Below are 23757 nucleotides of genomic sequence, written 5' to 3'. Positions count from 1 at the left end.
CTTGTTTACACATATAAGGAGGAATTTAAATGGCTATTACTGCACAGCAGGTAAAAGAACTGCGTCAAAAAACAGGCGCTGGTATGATGGACTGTAAAAAAGCGTTGACTGAAACTGACGGAGATATGGACAAAGCAATCGACCTTCTGAGAGAAAAAGGAATTGCGAAAGCAGCTAAAAAAGCTGACCGTATCGCTGCTGAAGGTTCTACTCTTATTAAAACTGACGGCAACAAAGGCGTTATCTTAGAAGTAAACTCTGAAACTGACTTCGTTGCGAAAAACGAAGGCTTCAAAGAGCTTCTGAACACGCTTGCTGACCATCTTCTTGCGAACGCTCCTGCTGACCTTGAAGAAGCAATGGGACAAAAGATGGAAAACGGTTCTACTGTTGAAGAATACATCACAAGCAACGTTGCTAAAATCGGAGAGAAAATCACTCTTCGCCGTTTTGCTGTTCTTACAAAAGAAGACAGCGAAGCGTTCGGTGCTTACCTTCACATGGGTGGCCGCATCGGCGTATTATCTGTTCTTAGCGGAACAACTGACGAAGATCTTGCAAAAGACATCGCAATGCATGTTGCAGCGGTAAACCCTCGTTACATTTCACGCGACCAAGTGTCTGAAGAAGAAGCTAACCACGAGCGTCAGATCCTGACTCAGCAAGCTCTTCAAGAAGGCAAACCGGAAAACATCGTAGCTAAAATGGTTGAAGGCCGTCTGAACAAATTCTTCGAAGAAATTTGCTTATTAGACCAAGCTTTCGTTAAAAACCCAGACGAAAAAGTGAAACAAGTTGTCGCTGCGAAAAACGCATCTGTTAAAACTTACGTCCGCTACGAAGTTGGAGAAGGTATTGAAAAACGCCAAGAAAACTTTGCTGAAGAAGTTATGAACCAAGTGAAAAAATAATGGCGGAAAGCCTCGGCGAATCTTTCGCGGCTTTTCAGGCAGTATAGGGGACACTACTTGTGTTCCCTATTTTTAAAACTATATTTACAAACTTTTTTTTCTCTTGCATAATAGGAAACGGCAATGTTTACACTTGGAGGTTATTATGGAAAAACCAAAATACAATCGTATCGTTTTAAAGCTTAGCGGAGAAGCGTTGGCAGGAGAACAGGGAAACGGGATTAATCCGACTGTCATCCAATCCATCGCTAAACAGGTAAAAGAAATCGCTGAGCTTGACGTCGAAGTGGCCGTAGTCGTAGGCGGCGGCAACTTATGGCGCGGAAAAACAGGCAGTGACTTAGGAATGGACCGTGCGACTGCCGATTATATGGGTATGCTTGCCACTGTCATGAACTCACTTGCCCTGCAGGACAGTCTTGAAACTCTCGGAATCCAGTCCAGAGTGCAGACATCAATTGAAATGCGTCAGGTCGCTGAACCTTACATCAGAAGAAAAGCCATCCGCCACCTGGAGAAAAAACGCGTTGTGATTTTTGCGGCGGGAACAGGAAACCCTTATTTCTCTACGGACACAACCGCAGCGCTGCGTGCCGCTGAAATCGAAGCGGATGTGATCTTAATGGCGAAAAATAATGTCGATGGTGTGTATAATGCTGATCCGAGAAAAGATGAGTCAGCCGTTAAATACGAAAAATTATCTTATCTCGATGTGTTAAAAGACGGGCTGGAAGTCATGGATTCTACGGCTTCTTCACTATGTATGGATAATGATATTCCGCTGATCGTCTTTTCTATTATGGAAGAAGGAAATATTAAGCGTGCCGTAATCGGCGAATCAATCGGAACGATCGTAAGGGGGAAATAACGTTGTCAAACGAAGTATTAACACAAACAAAAGAACGCATGGAAAAAGCGGTTGCCGCTTATTCACGGGAGTTGGCGTCAGTCCGCGCGGGACGTGCCAATCCGTCTCTATTGGATAAAGTGACAGTAGAATACTATGGTGCCCAAACACCTTTAAACCAGCTGTCTTCCATCAATGTGCCTGAAGCGCGTATGCTTGTTGTCACACCGTATGACAAAACAGCAATCGGCGATATTGAAAAAGCGATCCTGAAAGCTGATCTTGGCGTAACTCCGACAAGTGACGGCACAATTATCCGCATCGCGATCCCGGCTCTGACGGAAGAAAGACGTAAAGAACTTGTCAAAGTCGTGAAAAAATACGCGGAAGAAGCGAAAGTAGCAGTCCGTAATGTCCGCCGTGACAGCAATGATGAACTCAAGAAGCTTGAGAAAAACGGAGACATTACAGAAGACGAGCTTCGTGCTTCCAGTGAAGACGTTCAAAAGCTGACAGATGAATATGTGTCAAAAATTGACAGCGTCACAAAGGACAAAGAAAAAGAAATCATGGAAGTTTAATGAAAAACTATGTACAATAGATAATGTGAAAAGACCCTCTCATGTTTACAGGGGGTTTTTTTGTTAATACTGTTGATTACATTGATCATCAGCAATGCAACCTTTTTGGGTGACGGAGGAATCTCATGCTCAACATACTCAAAAATTGGAAGAATCAGCAGAATGCGGCTTCCAACTTAGAACGGTATACAAAAGAAGACATACTGAAGGGTGAAATTCCCGCACACATCGCCATTATCATGGACGGAAACGGGCGCTGGGCTAAGAAACGCTCACTTCCGCGGATTGCCGGACATCATGAAGGAATGAAAGTGGTAAAAAGGGTGACAAAGCTCGCAAATCAGCTCGGCGTCAAAGTTCTGACGCTTTATGCGTTTTCCACGGAGAACTGGAAGCGCCCGAAGATGGAAGTCGACTTTTTAATGAAGCTTCCGGAAGAGTTTCTGAATACGTACCTTCCTGAATTGATAGAGGAAAATGTACAGGTGAAAATTATCGGAGACGAATCTGCGCTCCCTTCTCATACGTACAGGGCGATTGAGAAGGCCGTAAAAGATACAGAACAAAATGACGGGCTGATTCTCAATTTCGCTTTGAACTACGGCGGGCGCACGGAAATCGTCAATGCGGCAAAAGCATTGGCCGAACAGGTGAAAAGCGGCACGCTGAATATCGAAGACATTGATGAAACGCTCTTTTCCGGGCATTTAATGACAGAATCACTTCAGGACCCGGAGCTCCTTATCAGAACGAGCGGAGAAATCAGACTGAGCAATTTTATGCTTTGGCAGGTGGCTTACAGTGAATTTGTTTTTACAGATGTCCTGTGGCCCGATTTTAAAGAAGATCACTTTCTGCAGGCAGTGGGAGAATTTCAGCAGCGGGGCCGGAGGTTTGGCGGAATTTAGAGGATGGTGGAAATGAAACAAAGATTGTTAACGGGTGTTCTGGCAGCGGCACTATTTTTATTTTTGGTTATTTTCGGAGGATTGCCGTTCACCGTATTTGTTTACGTGATGGGAAGTATAGCGCTTTTTGAGCTTTTGCGGATGAAAAAGCTCAGATTTTTTTCTTTTCCGGGGCTGATCAGCCTCTTGCTGTTATGGCTGTATATGATGCCGGATGAGTATCATTTTTTTGACGCGAAAATGGAAGTGACGATTTTCGCCGTACTGATACTGCTCAGCTATACGGTGCTTGTGAAAAACACCTTTACGTTTGACGAAGTCGGGTTCATCGTCCTCGCGACGGTATATATCGGACTGTGTTTTCATTATTTTATTGAAATCAGAAACATTGAAACAAACGGGCTTTTGTATATCTTTTATGCCTGCGTTGTCATATGGTCAACAGACTCGGGCGCATACTTCGTCGGAAAGTCGCTCGGGAAGCGGAAGCTGTGGCCTGAAATCAGTCCCAACAAAACGGTGGAAGGGTTTCTTGGCGGTATTGCGATCGCTCTTATTTTTACGGCTGTTTTCCAGCTGTTTGCGCACCTTCCGATTTCATACCCGATTCTTTTGGTCATCACACTTGTTCTGTCTGTTTTCGGACAGATCGGGGATTTGGTTGAATCAGCGCTTAAGCGGCACTATGATGTGAAGGATTCGGGAAAAATCCTTCCCGGGCACGGCGGCATTTTAGATCGATTTGACAGCTTTTTGTTTGTCATGCCGTTCTTATACTTTCTGCTTGCGCTTTTTTCATGAGAAAGGCTAATATAAAACAAGACCGATCTGGACGCATAGAATGGGAGTGGCATTTTGAAGAATATTTGTCTTTTAGGAGCAACAGGATCAATAGGAGAGCAGACGTTAGACGTATTGCGCATGCATCAAGATCAATTCCGTCTCGTCTCGATGACTTTCGGTAAAAATGCCGAGAAAGCGATACCGTTGATCAGAACGTTTCAGCCGAAATATGTAGCAGTCGGCGACATGGATACATATCAAAAAGTGAAAGAAGCGTCTTTTTCTCATGAATGTCAAATCGGCATCGGAGAAGAAGGCCTGATTGAAGCGGCAGTCATGGATGAAGTGGATATCGTGGTCAATGCGCTGCTCGGAAGCGTCGGTTTAATTCCGACTTTGAAAGCAATTGAACAGAAAAAAACAATTGCGCTTGCAAATAAGGAAACTCTCGTCACTGCCGGGCATATAGTGAAAGGACACGCAAAACAATACGGCGTTCCTCTTCTTCCGGTCGACAGCGAACATTCCGCTATTTTTCAGGCGCTGCAAGGCGAACAGAGCAAAAATATCGAGCGTCTGATCATTACAGCATCCGGCGGCAGTTTCAGAGATAAAACGCGGCAGGAGCTTGAGTCTGTAACGATTGCCGACGCCCTTAATCACCCGAACTGGTCGATGGGCGCAAAGATTACGATTGACTCAGCTACAATGATGAATAAAGGGCTTGAAGTCATTGAAGCGCATTGGCTGTTTGACATTCCGTATGAACAGATTGACGTTGTTTTACATAAGGAGAGCATCATTCATTCGATGGTTGAATTTCACGACAGAAGCGTCATCGCCCAGCTCGGAAATCCGGACATGAGGGTGCCGATTCAATACGCGCTGACATATCCGGACCGGCTGCCTCTGCCTGAAACAAAAAGGCTTGAATTATGGGAGATCGGAAGCCTCCATTTTGCGAAAGCTGACTTTGAAAGGTTCCGCTGCTTACAATTTGCTTTTGAATCAGGTAAAATAGGGGGAACGATGCCGACGGTTTTAAATGCGGCCAATGAAGAAGCAGTTGCCGCTTTTCTTGACGGACGGATTTCGTTCTTAACGATTGAGGATCTGATTGAAAAAGCATTGAACCGCCACAGCGTAATTCAGGATCCGAGTCTTGCGGATATCCAAGAAGTGGACAAAGACACCCGGGGATACGTTAATTCAATACTCACATAAGGTGGTATGTTCGTGAATACAGTTATCGCGTTTATTATTATTTTCGGAACGCTCGTTTTCTTCCATGAGCTGGGGCATTTACTGCTCGCCCAAAGAGCGGGAATCCTTTGCCGTGAGTTTGCGATCGGCTTTGGGCCCAAAATCTTCTCATTTAAAAAGAATGAAACCGTGTATACGATCAGGCTTCTTCCGGTCGGCGGGTTCGTCCGCATGGCCGGTGAAGATCCGGAGATGATTGAAGTCAAACCGGGTTATACCGTCGGTCTTCTTTTTAATAAAGACGACGAAGTGGAAAAAGTCATCATTAATCAAAAGGAAAAATACCCCGACGCTTTAATTATCGAGGTAGAGACGGCTGATCTTGAGCACGAAATGAAGATTACCGGGTACGAGCAGGGGAGAGAAGATGAGCTGGCAGCCTTTACTGTCAGCCAGACCTCTTTTTTCATCGTAGACGGAGAAGAAGTGCAGATTGCGCCTTACAACCGTCAATTCGGGTCAAAACCCGTATGGCAGCGGATTAAGGCGATTGCTGCCGGTCCGATTATGAATTTCATCTTAGCGTATGTCATTCTTGTTATGCTTGGATTCATTCAGGGCGTGCCTTCGAATCAGCCTGAGCTCGGGAAGCTGACAGACAATGGACGTGCTGCGGCTGCCGGTTTACAAGAAGGCGACTATATCCAGAGCATTAACGGTGAAAAAATGCGGTCATGGACTGACATCGTGACAGCGGTAAAAGACAATCCCGGGAAAAAAATCGATGTCGCCGTCAAACGGGACGGCAAATCGTTTCATATCTCGGTTACCCCTGAAGCCGTAAAAGATGAAAACAAAAAAACAATCGGCCGCTTCGGCTCTTATGCGCCGACTGAAAAAGGCGCGTTCGCAGCGATCGCTTACGGCGCGACATCTACTGTTGATGTCACAAAGGCGATCCTGACCAATTTAAGCAAAATCGTGACAGGCCAGTTTAAGCTTGATATGCTTTCGGGTCCTGTGGGGATTTATGATATGACGGATCAGGTTGCAAAAACCGGCATCATCAATCTATTCCAATTTGCGGCGTTTTTAAGCATCAACCTTGGAATCGTCAACCTGCTGCCGATCCCGGCGCTTGACGGCGGAAGACTGCTGTTTTTATTCATTGAAGCAATCCGCGGTAAGCCGATTAACCGTGACAAGGAAGCATTTGTCGTATTTATCGGCGTAGCTTTCTTAATGCTTCTTATGCTGGTTGTCACATGGAACGATATCCAGCGTTTATTCTTATAATCGACTAGTAAAAAATCAGAGGTGCGAAGACATGAGACAAAGTTTGACGCTTATTCCGACCCTGAGAGAAGTGCCGGCTGATGCTGAAGCAAAAAGCCATAAGCTTCTGCTGAGAGCGGGATTTATCAGACAAAATACGAGCGGGGTTTACAGCTACATGCCCCTTGCTTACAGGGTCATTCAAAACATTCAGAAGATCGTGCGTGAAGAAATGGAAAAAATCAACGCGGTGGAAATGCTGATGCCGGCCCTTCAGCAGGCTGAAACATGGCAGGAATCAGGCAGATGGTATACGTACGGACCTGAATTGATGCGTCTGAAAGACCGTCACGGCCGCGAATTTGCTTTAGGCGCGACGCATGAAGAAGTCATTACTTCTCTCGTGCGCGATGAGGTGAAATCTTATAAGCGTCTGCCGCTCACTCTTTACCAGATCCAGTCTAAATTCAGAGATGAAAAACGCCCGCGTTTCGGGTTATTGCGGGGACGCGAATTTATCATGAAAGATGCGTATTCTTTCCATGCCTCTGAAGAAAGTCTGGAGGAAACATACCAAAACATGTACGGTGCATACAGCAGCATTTTCGCACGGTGCGAATTAAACGTCCGTCCCGTTATCGCTGACTCAGGCGCAATGGGCGGAAAAGACACGCATGAATTTATGGCTCTTTCCGAAATAGGGGAAGACACCATCGCTTATTCCGATGAATCCTCTTACGCAGCCAACACGGAAATGGCCGAAGTTGTCATGAAAAGCGAGCCTTCCAATGAGAAACCCGAGGCGCTGGAGAAAATTGATACACCGAATGTTAAAAGCATTGAAGAGCTGGCTTCTTTCCTTCAGATTGAACCGAGCGCCTGCATCAAATCCATGCTGTTTAAAGCAGATGACCGATTTGTTCTAGTGTTAGTAAGGGGCGATCATGAGGTCAATGACGTAAAAGTGAAAAACCTTCTGAACGCGGAAGCGGTTGAGCTTGCGTCTCATGAAGAGGTAGCGGAGAAGCTTGGCACGGAGCCGGGATTTGCGGGGCCGATCGGCGCTGCCGGCGACATTGAGATTTATGCCGACCAGGCTGTGAAAGTCATGGTAAACGCCGTAAGCGGCGCGAATGAAAAAGACCGCCATTACCGAAACGTAAACATCGAACGCGATGCGTCCGTAAAAGCATATGCCGATCTTCGAATCATTCAGGAAGGCGATCCGTCACCTGACGGAAAAGGCACGATCCGTTTCGCTGAAGGAATTGAGGTCGGACAAGTCTTTAAGCTCGGTACGCGTTACTCTGAAGCGATGAATGCGACATACCTTGATGAAAATGGGCGTGCGCAGCCGATGCTGATGGGATGTTACGGAATCGGCGTATCAAGAACGCTTTCAGCAATCGCCGAACAGCACCACGACGAAAAAGGCCTGATCTGGCCGAAAAGCGTTGCTCCGTATGATCTTCATATTTTGGCGCTGAATATGAAAAACGAAGCGCAAAAAGAGCTTGCCGAGCAGCTATACGGTAAACTCCAAGCCGAAGGTTATGAAGTGTTATACGATGACCGCGCTGAACGCGCAGGCGTGAAATTTGCTGACTCTGACCTGATTGGCCTTCCGATCCGCATCACTGTCGGTAAACGTGCAGATGAAGGCATCGTAGAAGTGAAAATCCGCAAAACCGGTGAATCTGCCGAAGTTTCAGTGGATGAGCTTTCTGAATTTATCAAGACGAAGTAATCACCATAACGAATCGTACAAAATCATGTTAAAATAGAGAAAAAAGAAGGTACCTCATCACCTGCGGAGGTACCTTCACTTATGATGTTTTAAGGGAGGGATACTGTCTGAATGGAACAGTTATCAGTAAACAGAAGACAGTTTCAGATTCTTCTTCAGCAGCTTAATATGACAGATGATACCTTCATGACATACTTTGAAGACGGAGAGATTGATAAACTGACAATCCATAAAGCAGAAAAGGCCTGGCATTTTCAATTTCGCTTTAAGGCTCTTTTGCCGTATCAAATATATGACTCATTCATGATGAGGTTAACACAATCGTTTGCTCACATTGCTCGGGTCACGTCGTCCATTCAAGTCATTGATCCTAGAGTGTCAGAGGAGCTTGTACAGGATTATTGGACACGCTGTATCGAAGAGCTTGAAGGAACCTCGCCGCCGATGGTGGCACTTTTGAATCAGCAGAAACCGAAGCTCAAGGGAAACAAGCTGATCGTGAAAACAAAAACAGATACAGAAGCATCGGCGCTCAAAAATAAATACAGCGCTCTGATTCAGCACAGCTATCGCCAATTCGGTTTTCCGGAACTGCAGCTGGATACCGAAACTTTCGTGTCTGACCAAGAAGTCCAGAAATTCCGCGAGCAAAAGCTTGCTGAAGATCAGGAACGGGCGATGCAGGCGCTTATCGAAATGGAGAAGAAGGAAAAAGAGGGCGATGAGGATCAAGCGCCGTCCGGCCCGCTTGTCATCGGCTATCAAATTAAAGAGAACGAAGAAATCCGGACGCTTGACAGCATCATGGATGAAGAAAGAAGAATTACGGTGCAGGGCTATGTGTTTGATGCTGAAACACGCGAGCTGAAAAGCGGACGCACGCTCTGCATTTTCAAAATCACGGACTATACAAACAGTATTTTAGTAAAAATGTTTGCAAGAGAAAAAGAAGACGCCGCCCTGATGAAAACACTGAAAAAGGGTATGTGGGTGAAAGCGCGGGGAAGCATCCAAAACGATACATTCGTCAGAGACCTCGTCATGATTGCAAATGACGTGAATGAAATAAAAGCCGAAACCCGTGAAGACACCGCTCGTGAAGGCGAAAAGCGGGTAGAGCTTCATCTGCATTCCCCGATGAGTCAAATGGATGCTGTAACGGGAATCGGAAAGCTTGTCGAACAGGCGAAAAAATGGGGGCATGAAGCGATTGCCTTAACTGATCATGCCGTTGTGCAGTCCTTCCCGGATGCCTATTCCGCCGCGAAAAAACACGGCATTAAAATGATTTACGGAATGGAAGCCAATATCGTAGATGACGGCGTTCCGATCGCATACAATCCCGCTCACCGTCTTCTTGAAGAGGACACATATGTCGTCTTTGACGTTGAAACGACAGGTCTGTCCGCGGTGTATGACACGATCATTGAGCTTGCCGCAGTCAAAATAAGAGGCGGAGAAATCATTGATAAATTCGAAGCGTTCGCCAATCCGCATCATCCGCTGTCAGCAACGACGATAGAGCTTACCGGGATTACGGATGACATGGTCCGCGACGCTCCCGATGTCGTTGACGTCGTCCGGGATTTTAAAGAATGGATCGGCGATGATGTGCTTGTGGCTCATAACGCCAGCTTTGATATGGGATTTTTAAATGTAGCGTACAAGCGCCTTCTGAAAACGGAAAAAGCGAAAAATCCGGTCATTGATACGCTGGAACTCGCGCGTTTCCTGTATCCTGAATTTAAAAATCACCGCTTAAATACGTTATGTAAAAAGTTTGATATTGAATTAACCCAGCATCACCGTGCGGTCTTTGACGCTGAAGCAACGGGATACCTGCTGTTGAAAATGCTCAAAGACGCGGCTGAAAAAGATATTTTTTATCATGATCAGCTGAATGAGAATATGGGACAATCCAATGCTTACCAAAGATCGAGACCTTATCACGCAACATTGCTTGCCGTAAATGAGACCGGCCTGAAAAATCTGTTTAAGCTCGTGTCGATTTCTCATATTCAATATTTCTACAGAGTGCCGCGCATTCCGAGGTCACAGCTTAATAAATACAGAGAAGGCCTGTTAATCGGCTCTGCCTGTGACAGGGGAGAGGTTTTTGAAGGCATGATGCAAAAATCACCTGAAGAGGTTGAAGATATCGCATCATTCTATGACTATCTTGAAGTGCAGCCGCCGGAAGTATACAGACACCTGCTGCAGCTTGAGCTCGTCCGGGATGAAAAAGCGCTGAAAGAAATCATCGCCAACATTACGAAGCTCGGGGAAAAATTGAATAAGCCGGTCGTTGCCACGGGAAATGTCCACTATTTAAACGATGAGGATAAAATTTACCGGAAAATATTAATTTCTTCCCAAGGCGGCGCCAACCCGTTGAACAGGCACGAACTGCCAAAAGTGCACTTCAGAACGACAGATGAAATGCTGGAGGCTTTCTCTTTTCTGGGTGCGGAAAAAGCGAAAGAAATCGTGGTTGACAATACGCAGAAAGTCGCTTCGATGATCGAAGAGATCAAGCCGATTAAAGACGATCTGTACACGCCGAAAATTGATGGTGCTGATGAAGAAATCCGTGAAATGAGCTATCAGCGCGCGAGAAGCATTTACGGTGAGGAGCTTCCCGAAATTGTTGAAGCGAGAATAGAAAAAGAATTAAAAAGCATCATCGGCCACGGATTCGCCGTTATTTATCTCATTTCACATAAGCTTGTCAAACGGTCTTTGGATGACGGCTATCTCGTCGGCTCCCGTGGGTCCGTCGGTTCATCACTTGTGGCGACCTTAACGGAAATTACTGAAGTGAACCCGCTCGCTCCGCATTATGTATGCCCGAGCTGCCGGTATTCCGAATTCTTTAATGACGGATCAGTCGGTTCCGGTTTTGACCTTCCGGATAAAAGCTGCCCGTCTTGCGGCACTCCTTTGAAAAAGGACGGACATGATATTCCGTTTGAAACGTTCTTAGGCTTTAAAGGTGACAAAGTACCCGATATCGATTTGAACTTCTCAGGTGAATATCAGCCGCATGCCCATAACTACACGAAAGTGCTGTTCGGGGAAGATAATGTTTATCGCGCGGGAACGATCGGCACCGTTGCGGAAAAGACGGCTTACGGATATGTGAAAGGCTATGCGGGTGACCACAACCTTCATATGCGCGGCGCGGAAATCGACCGCCTTGTACAGGGATGCACCGGCGTTAAGAGAACGACCGGCCAGCACCCTGGGGGCATTATCGTTGTGCCGGATTACATGGATATTTACGATTTTTCACCGATTCAATTCCCCGCTGATGCGACGGGGTCTGAATGGAAAACGACTCACTTTGACTTCCACTCCATTCATGACAACCTGCTGAAGCTTGATATATTGGGGCACGATGATCCGACAGTCATCCGGATGCTTCAGGATTTAAGCGGAATTGATCCGAAGACGATTCCGACAGATGATCCGGAAGTCATGAAGATTTTCCAAGGCACAGAATCGCTCGGCGTCACTGAAGAACAGATCGGCTGTAAAACGGGGACGCTCGGCATTCCTGAATTCGGGACGCGATTTGTGCGGCAGATGCTTGAGGATACAAAGCCGACGACGTTCTCTGAGCTTGTCCAGATTTCCGGGCTTTCCCACGGAACGGACGTATGGCTCGGCAATGCGCAGGAACTGATACACAACAATACGTGTGAACTGAGCGAAGTGATCGGCTGCCGTGATGACATTATGGTTTACTTGATTTATCAGGGCCTTGAGCCTTCACTGGCCTTTAAGATCATGGAATTTGTCCGTAAAGGCAAAGGCCTGACGCCGGAATGGGAAGAAGAAATGAAAAAGAACAATGTGCCGAACTGGTATATTGATTCATGCAAAAAAATCAAATACATGTTCCCGAAAGCCCACGCCGCCGCATACGTGTTAATGGCGGTCCGGATTGCATACTTTAAAGTGCATCACGCGCTTTTATATTATGCTGCGTATTTTACCGTGCGCGCAGATGACTTTGACATTGATACGATGATTAAAGGCTCGACCGCCATCAGAGCGGTGATGGATGATATCAGCTCTAAAGGGCTTGATGCTTCGCCGAAGGAAAAAAACCTCCTGACCGTATTAGAGCTTGCGCTTGAAATGTGTGAACGCGGCTATTCTTTCCAGAAGGTCGATCTATACCGTTCAAGCGCTTCGGAATTTATCATTGACGGCAACAGTCTGATTCCGCCGTTCAACTCGATTCCGGGGCTTGGAACCAATGCCGCTCTTAATATTGTAAAAGCGCGGGAAGAAGGAGAGTTCCTTTCAAAAGAGGACCTTCAAAAACGCGGAAAAGTGTCAAAAACCATTTTAGAGTATTTAGACCGCCACGGCTGTCTGGAGTCGCTCCCGGATCAAAATCAGCTGTCTCTGTTTTAAGCTTTGAGCACAGCCGTCTGAGCGGAGTTTGATTTGCATTAAATATATGGTTATGGTATAGTTTTATTGGAAATGCTAACGATTACCGAGGCAAAGAGTGGGGAAACCCGCTCTTTTGTATTGAACAGGCAATTTTGCCTCGACATGTCCATCGTTTTCTCAAAGCCCCTGCTCTTTAGAAGCAGGGTTTTTATGCAGAGGAACGGCTGATATGATATCGACAGCACAAGGAGGAAAAACATGAGCAAAAAAGTGACTGATACCGTTCAAGGAATGGCTCAGCCCATACTGGATGACCTTCAGCTTGAACTCGTAGACATTGAATTTGTCAAAGAGGGTCAAAACTGGTTCCTTCGCGTGTTTATTGATTCCGATAACGGTGTTGATATTGAGGAGTGCGCCAAAGTCAGCGAAGCGTTAAGCGAAAAGCTGGATGAGGCCGATCCGATCACTCAGAACTACTTTCTTGAAGTATCTTCTCCTGGAGCCGAGCGTCCATTAAAGAAAAAAGCCGACTTCGAAAAATCACTGGGTAAAAATGTGTACATGAAAACGTACGAACCGATTGACGGTTTAAAAGTGTTTGAAGGCAAATTGGCTGAATTTGATGGACAAACTGCTACAATAGAGATGACGATTAAAACAAGAAAGAAACGGGTCAATATTCCGTATGAAAAAATAGCTAACGCAAGATTAGCTGTAACATTTTAATGTATGAAGTATTAGTGTTTAAGGGGGGAGACCGCTAACATGAGCAGTGAACTATTAGATGCCCTCACGATTCTTGAAAAAGAAAAAGGCATCAGTAAAGACATTATCATCGAAGCAATTGAAGCTGCCTTAATTTCTGCGTATAAGCGAAATTTTAACCAGGCGCAAAACGTACGGGTTGATCTGAACCGTGAAACGGGCACCATCCGCGTGTTCGCAAGAAAAGATGTCGTAGACGAGGTATACGATTCAAGGCTTGAAATCTCGCTTGACGACGCCCAGCACATCCATCCGAACTATCTTGTCGGAGATGTCGTTGAAATAGAAGTAACGCCGAAAGACTTCGGCCGCATTGCCGCGCAGACGGCGAAACAAGTTGTGACGCAGCGTGTCCGTGAGGCTGAGCGCGGCGTGATTTACTCAGAATTTATCGATCGTGAAGAAGACATCATGACGGGAATTGTTCAGCGCTTAGACAGCAAATTTATTTACGTGTCTCTCGGCAAGATTGAAGCGCTGCTGCCCGTTAATGAACAAATGCCGAATGAGAGCTATAAACCTCACGATCGGATTAAAGTATTTATCACAAAAGTCGAAAAAACGACAAAAGGGCCGCAGATCTATGTATCAAGAACGCATCCCGGTCTGTTGAAGCGTCTTTTTGAAATCGAAGTTCCGGAAATTTATGACGGAACGGTCGAGCTGAAATCCGTTGCCAGAGAAGCGGGCGACCGATCTAAAATCTCTGTCCGCACTGATGATGCTGACGTTGATCCCGTCGGTTCATGCGTCGGTCCTAAAGGCCAGCGCGTGCAGGCGATCGTCAATGAACTGAAAGGCGAAAAAATTGATATCGTCAACTGGTCTGATGATCCGGTTGAATTTGTTGCCAATGCGCTCAGCCCATCTAAAGTGCTGGATGTCATCGTCAACGAAGAAGAAAAAGCCACGACTGTCGTTGTTCCTGATTACCAGCTTTCTCTGGCGATCGGAAAAAGAGGGCAAAACGCCCGCTTAGCTGCGAAACTGACAGGCTGGAAAATTGATATCAAAAGTGAAACGGATGCAAGAGAACTTGGCATCTATCCGAGAGAGCATGAAGAAGATGACGATTTAGAGCCGCTCTTTATGGAGCCTGAAACAGCCGAATCGGATGAATAAGAGGTGACTTTAGGTGAATAAACGAAAAAAAATTCCTCTGCGTAAATGTGTGGTAACGGGGGAAATGAAGCCTAAAAAGGAACTGATCCGAATTGTCCGTTCAAAAGAAGGAGAGATTTCAGTCGATCCGACAGGCAAGAAGAACGGGCGGGGTGCCTATATCACCCTTGAGAAAGAATGCATCTTAGCTGCGAAAAAGAAAAACACATTGCAAAATCAATTTCAATCACAAATCGATGACCAGATTTTCGAAGAATTGCTGGAACTGGCGGAAAAGGTGAAAAAATAACATGTCTGGAATGGAATGGTTTCCCTTGCTGGGTCTGGCCAATCGAGCTCGTAAGGTCGTGTCAGGCGAGGACTTGGTTATAAAAGAAATTAGAAATGCGCGTGCAAAACTTGTTCTGCTGACAGAAGATGCATCTGCGAATACTGCAAAAAAAGTATCCGATAAATGCAATTATTATAAAGTACCTTATAAAAAAGTCGAAAGCCGCGCGGATCTCGGCCGCTCTATCGGCAAGGAATCACGTGTCGTTGTCGCCGTCACTGACCAAGGTTTTGCGAATAAGCTGATCAGCTTGCTCGATTAATATTTTTGGGGGTGAACGAATGGCTAAAATGAGAGTATACGAATATGCAAAAGCCATCAATGTTTCAAGTAAGGAAATTTTGACTGCGCTGAAAAACATGGATATAGTAGTAAATAACCATATGGCAACGCTTGAAGAAAAGACCATTAAGCAGCTTGATGCGAAATTTAAAAAAGGCGGCGCCGGCGTTAAATCTCAAAAGCCTGCGGAAACGAACAAAAACAAGCAGCCGCAAGGGGTTAATCAGCAGCCTGCTGGGAATCAACCAAACAAAATTCGAGACGGAAAGAAGAATGACGTGCAGAATAATCAATTTAACAAAAACAAGAAGAATAACAACAACAACAAAAACAAAAACAAACGCAATCATAACAACAAAAATCAGTATCAGCAAAAACCGCTGAAGCCGAAAAAAGAGCTTCCTGAGAAAATTACGTTTTCCGGCTCTTTAACAGTCGGAGCTTTAGCCGAGGAACTTGGCAAAGAGCCGTCTGAACTCATTAAAAAACTGATGCTTCTGGGCGTAATGGCTACGATTAACCAGGAGCTTGACAAAGACACAATCGAACTGATCGCATCTGAATACGGTGTGGAAACAGAAGAAGTGATTGTGCTTGAAGAAACTGAGCTTGAAAAGTATGAAGAGGCTGACAAAGAAGAAGATCTTCAAATCCGTCCGCCTGTCGTGACGATCATGGGCCACGTTGACCACGGGAAAACGACCCTTCTTGACAGCATCAGAAAAACAAAGGTTGTTGAAGGAGAAGCGGGCGGAATCACCCAGCATATCGGGGCTTACCAGATCGAAGAAAACGGCAAAAAAATCACGTTCTTGGATACACCGGGACACGCGGCGTTCACAACGATGCGCGCGCGCGGAGCGGAAGTAACCGATATTACCATTTTAGTCGTAGCGGCTGATGACGGTGTTATGCCGCAAACAGTCGAAGCCATCAACCATGCGAAAGCGGCTGAGGTTCCGATTATCGTTGCCGTGAATAAAGTGGATAAAGAGAGCGCGAACCCTGACCGTGTCATGCAGGAGCTGACCGAATACGGACTCGTTCCTGAAGCATGGGGAGGAGAAACGATTTTCGTTCCTCTGTCCGCGCTTACAGGCAAGGGAATTGACGAGCTTGTCGAAATGATTCTGCTTGTCAGTGAAGTGGAAGAGCTGAAAGCCAATCCGAACCGTCAGGCAAAAGGAACGGTTATTGAAGCTGAGCTCGATAAAGGAAGAGGATCTGTCGCGACACTTCTCGTTCAAACGGGAACATTGCATGTCGGAGATCCGATCGTTGTTGGAAACACATTCGGCCGCGTGCGGGCCATGGTCAATGATCTCGGCCGCCGCGTGAAAACAGCCGGACCGTCCACACCTGTAGAGATCACGGGCTTAAACGACGTACCGCAGGCTGGCGATCAATTCCTCGTCTTTAAAGACGAAAAAACAGCCCGTTCTGTCGGTGAAGCGCGCGCTTCCAAACAATTGGACGAACAGCGCAGCGACAAAGCGAAGCTGAGCCTCGATGATCTGTTTGAACAAATTAAACAAGGCGATGTCAAAGACATCAACTTAATCGTAAAAGCGGACGTTCAAGGTTCTGCAGAAGCGTTAACGGCTGCTCTTCAAAAAATTGAAGTAGAAGGCGTAAAAGTGAAAATCATTCACACAGGCGTCGGTGCGATTACGGAATCAGACATCATTCTCGCATCTGCTTCAAATGCAATCGTTATCGGGTTTAATGTGCGTCCAGACGGAAATGCTAAGAGCACGGCTGAAGCAGAAAATGTAGATATCCGCCTTCACCGTATCATTTACAAAGTCATCGAAGAAATTGAAGCGGCGATGAAAGGAATGCTTGATCCTGAATACGAAGAAAAAGTCATCGGCCAGGTTGAAGTGCGCCAAACATTCAAAGTGTCGAAAATCGGCACGATTGCCGGCGGATATGTAACAGACGGCCACATTACACGTGACAGCGGACTCCGCTTGATCCGTGACGGCGTTGTCATCTTCGAAGGGGAAGTAGACGTTCTGAAACGCTTCAAAGATGATGTGAAAGAAGTTTCACAAGGATATGAATGTGGTATTACAATTAAGAAATACAATGACATTCGCGAAGGTGATATCCTTGAAGCGTATGTCATGCAGGAAATCGAAAGAAAGTGATCGGATTTGCGGAATGTGAATGCATCATTTACGATGCGGGATCATTAAAGGAGAAACGCGCCGTTCTGAAGCGGATTATAACGAGGGTCCGGAATAAGTTCAACGTGTCGGCCGCAGAAATCGGCTATCAGGACACTTGGCAGAGGACCAGCTTCGGAATCGCCGTCGTCTCTTCCTCTCACGTTCAGGCGGAAAAGGAGATTCAGCGCGTACTCGCGTTTATTGACTCCTTTCCCGAAATAGAACGGACGATCACTAGAACAGAGTGGTTTTAACTTAGAGGTGATTGAATTGAGTATGAGAGCAAACCGTGTCGGCGAACAGATGAAAAAAGAGCTCGGAGATATTATCAGCCGAAAGCTGAAAGATCCGAGAATCGGATTTCTGACTGTAACAGACGTACGTGTTTCAGGTGATTTGCAAATAGCGAAGGTGTATATCTCCGTTCTCGGCGGAGAGAAAAAGAAAGAGGAGGCGCTGAAAGGGCTTGAGAAAGCGAAGGGATTTATCCGTTCTGAAATCGGCAGCCGAATCAGACTCCGCAAAACGCCAGAGCTTGAATTTGAATTTGATGAATCAATTGAATACGGCAACCGTATTGAAACACTGATTCACGAACTGCATTCAGATAAACCGTCTGAATAACGGGAAAAGAGGATGGGCGTTGTCGTCTGTCCTCTTTTCTGCGTTTTACAGGGATACAATGATAACAAAGGAGCGAAAGACAGATGGTTAACGGAGTTCTCCTTTTACATAAACCGGTCGGCATGACTTCTCACGACTGTGTAATGAAAATAAGAAAACTGTTAAAAACAAAGAAAGTCGGGCATACGGGAACACTTGATCCGGAAGTGTCAGGCGTACTGCCGATCTGTGTCGGACGGGCCACAAAGATTGTTGAGTACGTCACCGACAAATCAAAAACGTACGATGCTGAGATCACTCTCGGCTTCTCCACATCGACTGAAGACCAGACGGGGGAAACCGTCAGCGTAAAACCTGTCAAGGAGCCGATAAAAGAAGCGGATATCAAAGCCATTTTAGACGAATTGAAGGGGCCGCAGGAACAAGTGCCTCCGATGTATTCCGCGGTCAAGATCAATGGGAAAAAGCTCTACGAATATGCCAGAGCCGGTATTGAAGTGGAGCGGCCGAAGCGGAATATCACAATTGAGGATATCGCGCTTACTTCACCTGTCACTTATAAGGATGATACAGCGTCATTCCGTTTCACAGTCACGTGCTCAAAAGGCACTTACGTCAGAACATTGGCGGTGACAATCGGTGAAAAGCTTGGCTATCCCGCTCATATGTCCCACCTCATCCGCACCGCTTCCGGCGATTTCAGCCTGGATGAGTGTTTTACATTTGAGGAGCTTGAGCAGCAGGTTTCAGCCGGCACGGTTGCAGAGCATGCGGTGCCTATCGAAAGAGCGCTCAATCATTTGCCGAAATGGGTCATAAGTGATACATTAGCTAAGAAAGCTGAAAACGGGTCAGTGTTTGACATACCGGCGGAATTTTCTGCAATGACAGCTGACGCCCGTATAGCTGTCTGTACTGAAGCCGGAGAATGTGTGGCCATTTATATGCCGCACCCTTCAAAACACGGACTGCTGAAACCGGCTAAAGTGCTGATGCAAAAAAGCGAACAATAAGAAAAAAGGTGACCGTTCTGTGAAGACGATACATATTTCTCATCCGCATCATTTACAAAAAGAAGAGCAGCCGGCGTCTGTCATGGCCCTCGGCTACTTTGACGGCGTTCATTTGGGACACCGGAAAGTAATCGGAACAGCCAGACAAATTGCCGAAGAAAAAAACCTGTCGCTTGCCGTCATGACGTTTCATCCGCACCCCTCCCATGTTCTGGGCAGGGATAAAGAGCCAAAGGATCTGATTACGCCGCTTGAAGATAAAATCAGCCAGATCAGCCGTTTAGGCGCTGATGTGCTGTATATCGTAAAGTTTGATGAATCGTTTGCGGCTCTTTCTCCAAAACAGTTTGCCGAGGAGTATATTTTAGGATTGAACGCCCGGCACGCGGTGGGAGGCTTTGATTTTACGTACGGAAAATACGGAAAAGGCACGATGGCTACGCTGCCGGACGATTTAGAAGGCAAGGCCGAATGCACGACTGTCGAAAAACAGACCGAGCAGGACAGAAAGATCAGCTCCACTTATATCCGGTCAGCGCTGCAGGATGGAGACGTTGAGCTGGCGCACACGCTCCTCGGCCAGCCGTATTTTATCAGGGGCACTGTGATCCACGGAGACAAAAGAGGCCGCACCATCGGCTTTCCGACGGCGAATATCGGTCTGCACAACAGTTATATCGTGCCGCCGACAGGCGTGTATGCCGTGAAGGCCGAAATAAAAGGCAGGGTGTATGAAGGTGTCTGCAATATCGGCTACAAACCGACCTTTTATGAAAAGCGTCCCGATCAGCCGTCAATTGAAGTTCATTTATTTGATTTTCAACAGGATGTATACGGAGAAGACGTTAAAATCGAGTGGTATAAACGCATCCGGAGCGAACGGAAGTTTAACGGCATCGACGAATTGACGGCTCAGATTGAGAAAGACAAACAAGAAGCGATCCGTTTTTTCAGCAAATAACGGAAAAAACATCAAAAGTACACAAATTTTATTCTAAAAGATTTGCATATGGGCGCGATTTTTAGTATCATATGTTTCGTAGTCTTAAAACCATTGCTTGGCAATCCGAAGTCACCGACGGTTGCTAGGTAACTGGGGCTAATTATGATATGGAGGTGAAACAGGATGGCAATTACTCAAGAGCGTAAAAATCAACTCATCAGTGAGTTCAAAACACACGAATCTGATACTGGATCTCCAGAAGTTCAGATCGCTATCCTAACAGACTCAATTAACAACTTGAACGAGCATTTACGTACTCACAAGAAAGATCACCACTCACGTCGCGGTCTTCTTAAAATGGTAGGTAAACGTCGTAATCTTCTTACGTATCTGCGTAATAAAGACGTAACTCGTTACCGTGAGTTAATTAACAAACTAGGCTTACGTCGATAATCGTAAAAAGCGGGAGGATTCCCGCTTTTTTATCGTATTAAAGCGAAAAAAATAATAATAAAAAAACAATGAAATCCTTTTACATACTACTTTGACATTGATATGTTCAATTCATTTCGTTCATAATAGGAGTAATTGATTATTTCACACATTAAGAGAGGAGCTCGTAATCGAATGGGACAAGAGAAACATGTCTTTACCATAGATTGGGCCGGCAGACAGCTTACAGTAGAAACCGGCCAGCTTGCCAAACAGGCAAACGGCGCTGTTATGGTCCGCTACGGCGATACCGCAGTGCTCAGCACAGCAACCGCATCAAAAGAACCGAAACCGCTAGATTTTTTCCCGCTTACCGTTAATTATGAAGAAAGATTATACGCAGTCGGTAAAATTCCGGGCGGCTTTATTAAAAGAGAAGGCCGTCCGAGTGAAAAGGCCGTTTTAGCCAGCCGTCTGATTGACCGCCCGATCCGCCCGCTTTTCGCAGACGGATTCCGTAACGAAGTACAGGTCATCAGCATTGTCATGAGTGTTGATCAAAACTGCTCATCTGAAATGGCTGCAATGTTCGGTTCATCACTCGCTCTTTGCGTTTCCGATATTCCGTTTGAAGGCCCGATTGCGGGTGTGACGGTAGGCCGCATTGACGGGGAGTTCATCATCAATCCGACGGTTGACCAGCTTGAAAAAAGTGATATTAACCTTATCGTCGCAGGTACAAAAGACGCCATCAACATGGTGGAAGCGGGAGCGGATGAAGTTCCTGAGGAAATCATGCTTGAAGCGATTATGTTCGGCCACGAAGAAATTAAGCGCCTGATCGCTTTCCAAGAAGAAATTGTTGCGGCAGTCGGCAAAGAAAAAACGGAAATCGCACTGTATGAAATTGACGCAGAGCTCAGCGAAAAAGTAAAAAGTCTTGCGGAGCCGGATCTGCTCAGCGCCATTCAAGTTCATGAAAAGCATGCACGCGAAGATGCGATCAGTAAAGTGAAAGATACAGTCGTCGCGAAATTTGAAGAAGAAGAGCACGATGAAGATACGATCAAAAAAGTGAAACAGACACTGTCTAAACTTGTGAAAAACGAAGTGCGCCGTTTGATCACAGAAGAAAAAGTCCGTCCTGACGGCCGCGGCGTCGATCAAATCCGCCCGCTTTCTTCAGAAGTCGGCCTTCTGCCGAGAACGCATGGCTCAGGGCTGTTTACGAGAGGACAGACCCAGGCGCTCAGCGTATGTACATTAGGCGCTCTTGGCGACGTTCAGATTCTTGACGGTTTAGGCGTGGAAGAGTCAAAACGGTTTATGCATCATTATAACTTCCCGCAATTCAGCGTAGGGGAGACAGGCCCGATGCGCGGACCGGGACGCCGTGAGATCGGTCACGGGGCTCTTGGAGAGCGTGCGCTTGAGCCGGTCATTCCGAATGAAAAAGACTTCCCGTATACGGTTCGCCTCGTATCCGAAGTGCTTGAATCAAACGGTTCCACTTCACAGGCCAGCATTTGCGCGAGCACGCTTGCCATGATGGACGCCGGTGTTCCGATTAAAGCGCCTGTTGCAGGTATCGCGATGGGACTTGTGAAATCAGGCGAGTACTACACAGTATTAACGGATATTCAAGGAATGGAAGATGCCCTCGGTGACATGGACTTTAAAGTAGCCGGTACGGAAAAAGGCGTAACAGCGCTGCAAATGGACATTAAAATCGAAGGCCTTTCAAGAGAAATCCTTGAAGAAGCGCTTCAGCAGGCGAAAAAAGGAAGAATGGAAATCCTGAACAGCATGCTCAGCACGCTTGGTGAATCAAGAAAAGAACTTTCTCAATATGCACCGAAAATTTTAACGATGACAATCAATCCGGATAAAATCCGTGACGTTATCGGGCCAAGCGGCAAACAAATCAACAAAATCATTGAAGATACCGGTGTTAAAATTGACATTGAACAAGACGGCACCATCTTTATTTCTTCTACTGATGAAAGCGGCAACCAAAAAGCAAAAAAAATCATCGAAGATCTTGTCAGAGAAGTCGAAGTCGGCCAGCTTTACCTCGGTAAAGTCAAACGGATTGAGAAATTCGGCGCTTTCGTTGAAATCTTCAGCGGAAAAGACGGTCTCGTTCACATCTCTGAACTTGCGCTCGAACGGGTCGGCAAGGTTGAGGATGTTGTGAAAATCGGTGACGAAATCCTTGTGAAGGTAACGGAAATTGACAAACAGGGACGTGTCAACCTGTCGCGTAAAGCAGTGCTGCGCGAAGAGAAAGAAAAAGAGCAGGAACAACAACAATCTTAAATGAAAACCTAACAAGGAGCCTGGGAGACCCGGCTTCTTTATTTTGAGAAAGACAACAGCGGGTTCTACCTTGTCCTCTTCATACATAATGTGTGATGAGGGGGGAAGGACATGTTGAAAAAATTCGTGCCGTTTGCCGTTTTTTTATTTCTTTTTTTTGTTTCGTTTGAAATGATAAAAAACCCGTATACAGTTGATTACATAGACGCAATGAAAAAAGACGCAGTGACTGTGTCAGCATCAAAAGATCCGCTTTATGAGGAATTGGTGCAAAAAGCGCCGGAGTATGAAGTGAAGCCGCAAGATGCGAGGATTGATAAAATATGGAAGAGTATACCGGGATATAACGGTTTAAAGGTCAATGTGGAAAAATCCTATAAACAAATGAAAAAGGACGGAGAATTTCATGAAGATGATCTTGTCTATGAGCAGGTAAAACCGAAAGTCCATCTCGATTCTCTTGCGCCCGAACCCATTTATAAAGGAAATCCCGATAAACCGATGGTCGCTTTCCTGATCAATGTAGCCTGGGGAAATGAATACGTGGAGCAAATGCTGCCTATTCTGAAACAGCATCAGGTCAAAGCAACTTTCTTTCTTGAAGGGAAATGGCTGAAAAACAATCAGGAACTTGGGAAAAAAATAGCGGCAGACGGACATGAAATCGGAAATCATTCATACAATCACCCTGATATGAGCAAACTGACTTCAGGAAGCATTTCCGAACAGCTTGACAAAACCAATGCACAAATCAGCGAGACGCTCGGCATGAAGCCGAAATGGTTTGCGCCGCCAAGCGGCAGCTTCAGAAAAGCTGTGGTCGACCTTGCGGCGGAAAAAGGAATGGGTACCATCATGTGGACCGTTGACACCATAGACTGGCAAAAACCGTCTCCGGCTGTTTTACAAACAAGGGTGTTGAGCAAAATACATAACGGAGCCATGATTTTAATGCATCCGACTGATCCGACTGCGAAAAGCCTGGAAACGCTGATTACAAAAATCAAAGAAAAAGGCTATGCGCTCGGCTCGGTGTCTGACTTAATGGATGAAAACAGGCTGATGAAGTAGCAGGCGGCAGTTTGCC

Annotated in this window: 21 protein-coding genes; all 21 read left to right on the top strand. The window is 46.0% G+C overall.

The window, feature by feature from the left end; translation table 11 throughout:
* The first annotated feature begins 29 nt into the window (after positions 1-29).
* The 21 genes from tsf to ACQE26_RS15415 all read left to right on the top strand — a co-directional run bounded on the left by tsf (position 30) and on the right by ACQE26_RS15415 (position 23741).
* The gene (tsf, locus tag ACQE26_RS15515; RefSeq protein ID WP_003154214.1) at positions 30-911 is read left to right on the top strand and encodes a translation elongation factor Ts; all 882 of its coding nucleotides are present in this window, start codon (positions 30-32) and stop codon (positions 909-911) included.
* 145 nt (positions 912-1056) lie between these two features.
* Positions 1057-1779, top strand: coding sequence for a UMP kinase (gene pyrH, locus ACQE26_RS15510; protein ID WP_003154213.1), 723 nt, complete (start codon positions 1057-1059; stop codon positions 1777-1779).
* A gap of 2 nt (positions 1780-1781) precedes the next feature.
* Positions 1782-2339 carry a ribosome recycling factor gene (gene frr, locus ACQE26_RS15505; protein WP_016936097.1) on the top strand — a complete coding sequence of 186 codons (558 nt, stop codon included), beginning with the start codon at positions 1782-1784 and terminating at the stop codon, positions 2337-2339.
* A gap of 125 nt (positions 2340-2464) precedes the next feature.
* Positions 2465-3247 carry an undecaprenyl pyrophosphate synthase gene (uppS, locus tag ACQE26_RS15500; protein ID WP_060962778.1) on the top strand — a complete coding sequence of 261 codons (783 nt, stop codon included), beginning with the start codon at positions 2465-2467 and terminating at the stop codon, positions 3245-3247.
* Between the two features lie 3 nt (positions 3248-3250).
* Positions 3251-4048, top strand: a complete 798-nt coding sequence (locus ACQE26_RS15495) for a phosphatidate cytidylyltransferase (RefSeq protein ID WP_016936095.1) — start codon at positions 3251-3253, stop codon at positions 4046-4048.
* Positions 4049-4102: 54 nt separating this feature from the next.
* A complete protein-coding gene (dxr, locus tag ACQE26_RS15490; RefSeq protein WP_438421938.1) occupies positions 4103-5254 on the top strand; it encodes a 1-deoxy-D-xylulose-5-phosphate reductoisomerase in 1152 nt (383 codons plus the stop codon).
* 6 nt (positions 5255-5260) lie between these two features.
* A complete protein-coding gene (gene rseP / locus ACQE26_RS15485; protein ID WP_500470011.1) occupies positions 5261-6529 on the top strand; it encodes an RIP metalloprotease RseP in 1269 nt (422 codons plus the stop codon).
* Positions 6530-6560: 31 nt separating this feature from the next.
* Entirely contained in the window at positions 6561-8255 is a 1695-nt protein-coding gene (locus ACQE26_RS15480; RefSeq protein ID WP_366969387.1) for a proline--tRNA ligase, read from the top strand.
* Positions 8256-8366: 111 nt separating this feature from the next.
* Positions 8367-12680, top strand: a complete 4314-nt coding sequence (locus ACQE26_RS15475) for a PolC-type DNA polymerase III (RefSeq protein ID WP_500470010.1) — start codon at positions 8367-8369, stop codon at positions 12678-12680.
* Positions 12681-12920: 240 nt separating this feature from the next.
* Positions 12921-13391: a ribosome maturation factor RimP gene (gene rimP / locus ACQE26_RS15470; RefSeq protein ID WP_016936090.1), complete on the top strand. Its 471-nt coding sequence runs from the start codon at positions 12921-12923 to the stop codon at positions 13389-13391.
* Positions 13392-13430: 39 nt separating this feature from the next.
* Complete coding sequence (gene nusA / locus ACQE26_RS15465) at positions 13431-14552, top strand: transcription termination factor NusA (protein WP_047474959.1); 1122 nt, start codon at positions 13431-13433, stop codon at positions 14550-14552.
* Positions 14553-14565: 13 nt separating this feature from the next.
* Entirely contained in the window at positions 14566-14841 is a 276-nt protein-coding gene (rnpM, locus tag ACQE26_RS15460; RefSeq protein WP_003154193.1) for an RNase P modulator RnpM, read from the top strand.
* Position 14842: 1 nt separating this feature from the next.
* Positions 14843-15145 carry a YlxQ family RNA-binding protein gene (locus tag ACQE26_RS15455; RefSeq protein WP_003154192.1) on the top strand — a complete coding sequence of 101 codons (303 nt, stop codon included), beginning with the start codon at positions 14843-14845 and terminating at the stop codon, positions 15143-15145.
* Positions 15146-15164: 19 nt separating this feature from the next.
* Entirely contained in the window at positions 15165-17318 is a 2154-nt protein-coding gene (infB, locus tag ACQE26_RS15450) for a translation initiation factor IF-2 (protein ID WP_047474957.1), read from the top strand.
* Entirely contained in the window at positions 17315-17593 is a 279-nt protein-coding gene (locus ACQE26_RS15445; RefSeq protein WP_016936087.1) for a DUF503 domain-containing protein, read from the top strand. Before infB ends, ACQE26_RS15445 begins: the two co-directional genes overlap by 4 nt.
* Before the next feature lie 16 nt (positions 17594-17609).
* The gene (gene rbfA / locus ACQE26_RS15440) at positions 17610-17963 is read left to right on the top strand and encodes a 30S ribosome-binding factor RbfA (protein WP_003154185.1); all 354 of its coding nucleotides are present in this window, start codon (positions 17610-17612) and stop codon (positions 17961-17963) included.
* 83 nt (positions 17964-18046) lie between these two features.
* Entirely contained in the window at positions 18047-18976 is a 930-nt protein-coding gene (gene truB, locus ACQE26_RS15435; protein WP_438421942.1) for a tRNA pseudouridine(55) synthase TruB, read from the top strand.
* 19 nt (positions 18977-18995) lie between these two features.
* Positions 18996-19937 carry a bifunctional riboflavin kinase/FAD synthetase gene (ribF, locus tag ACQE26_RS15430; RefSeq protein ID WP_500470009.1) on the top strand — a complete coding sequence of 314 codons (942 nt, stop codon included), beginning with the start codon at positions 18996-18998 and terminating at the stop codon, positions 19935-19937.
* Positions 19938-20102: 165 nt separating this feature from the next.
* On the top strand, positions 20103-20372 hold the full coding sequence (gene rpsO / locus ACQE26_RS15425) for a 30S ribosomal protein S15 (protein WP_003154182.1): 270 nt from the start codon (positions 20103-20105) through the stop codon (positions 20370-20372).
* A gap of 174 nt (positions 20373-20546) precedes the next feature.
* Positions 20547-22670, top strand: coding sequence for a polyribonucleotide nucleotidyltransferase (gene pnp, locus ACQE26_RS15420; RefSeq protein ID WP_500470008.1), 2124 nt, complete (start codon positions 20547-20549; stop codon positions 22668-22670).
* A gap of 111 nt (positions 22671-22781) precedes the next feature.
* On the top strand, positions 22782-23741 hold the full coding sequence (locus ACQE26_RS15415) for a polysaccharide deacetylase family protein (protein ID WP_500470007.1): 960 nt from the start codon (positions 22782-22784) through the stop codon (positions 23739-23741).
* Positions 23742-23757 lie beyond the last annotated feature (16 nt).

Source organism: Bacillus sp. 5RYD7K (assembly GCF_059831465.1).
This window is presented reverse-complemented; position numbering and strand designations above follow the sequence as displayed.

Bases quoted from the DNA above. Each gene is read 5' to 3' on its own strand.
- tsf (WP_003154214.1), top strand. From the start codon at position 30: ATGGCTATTACTGCACAGCAGGTAAAAGAACTGCGTCAAAAAACAGGC.
- pyrH (WP_003154213.1), top strand. From the start codon at position 1,057: ATGGAAAAACCAAAATACAATCGTATCGTTTTAAAGCTTAGCGGAGAA.
- uppS (WP_060962778.1), top strand. From the start codon at position 2,465: ATGCTCAACATACTCAAAAATTGGAAGAATCAGCAGAATGCGGCTTCC.
- ACQE26_RS15495 (WP_016936095.1), top strand. From the start codon at position 3,251: ATGGTGGAAATGAAACAAAGATTGTTAACGGGTGTTCTGGCAGCGGCA.
- rseP (WP_500470011.1), top strand. From the start codon at position 5,261: ATGTTCGTGAATACAGTTATCGCGTTTATTATTATTTTCGGAACGCTC.
- ACQE26_RS15480 (WP_366969387.1), top strand. From the start codon at position 6,561: ATGAGACAAAGTTTGACGCTTATTCCGACCCTGAGAGAAGTGCCGGCT.
- ACQE26_RS15475 (WP_500470010.1), top strand. From the start codon at position 8,367: ATGGAACAGTTATCAGTAAACAGAAGACAGTTTCAGATTCTTCTTCAG.
- rimP (WP_016936090.1), top strand. From the start codon at position 12,921: ATGAGCAAAAAAGTGACTGATACCGTTCAAGGAATGGCTCAGCCCATA.
- nusA (WP_047474959.1), top strand. From the start codon at position 13,431: ATGAGCAGTGAACTATTAGATGCCCTCACGATTCTTGAAAAAGAAAAA.
- ACQE26_RS15455 (WP_003154192.1), top strand. From the start codon at position 14,843: ATGTCTGGAATGGAATGGTTTCCCTTGCTGGGTCTGGCCAATCGAGCT.
- infB (WP_047474957.1), top strand. From the start codon at position 15,165: ATGGCTAAAATGAGAGTATACGAATATGCAAAAGCCATCAATGTTTCA.
- truB (WP_438421942.1), top strand. From the start codon at position 18,047: ATGGTTAACGGAGTTCTCCTTTTACATAAACCGGTCGGCATGACTTCT.
- rpsO (WP_003154182.1), top strand. From the start codon at position 20,103: ATGGCAATTACTCAAGAGCGTAAAAATCAACTCATCAGTGAGTTCAAA.
- pnp (WP_500470008.1), top strand. From the start codon at position 20,547: ATGGGACAAGAGAAACATGTCTTTACCATAGATTGGGCCGGCAGACAG.
- ACQE26_RS15415 (WP_500470007.1), top strand. From the start codon at position 22,782: ATGTTGAAAAAATTCGTGCCGTTTGCCGTTTTTTTATTTCTTTTTTTT.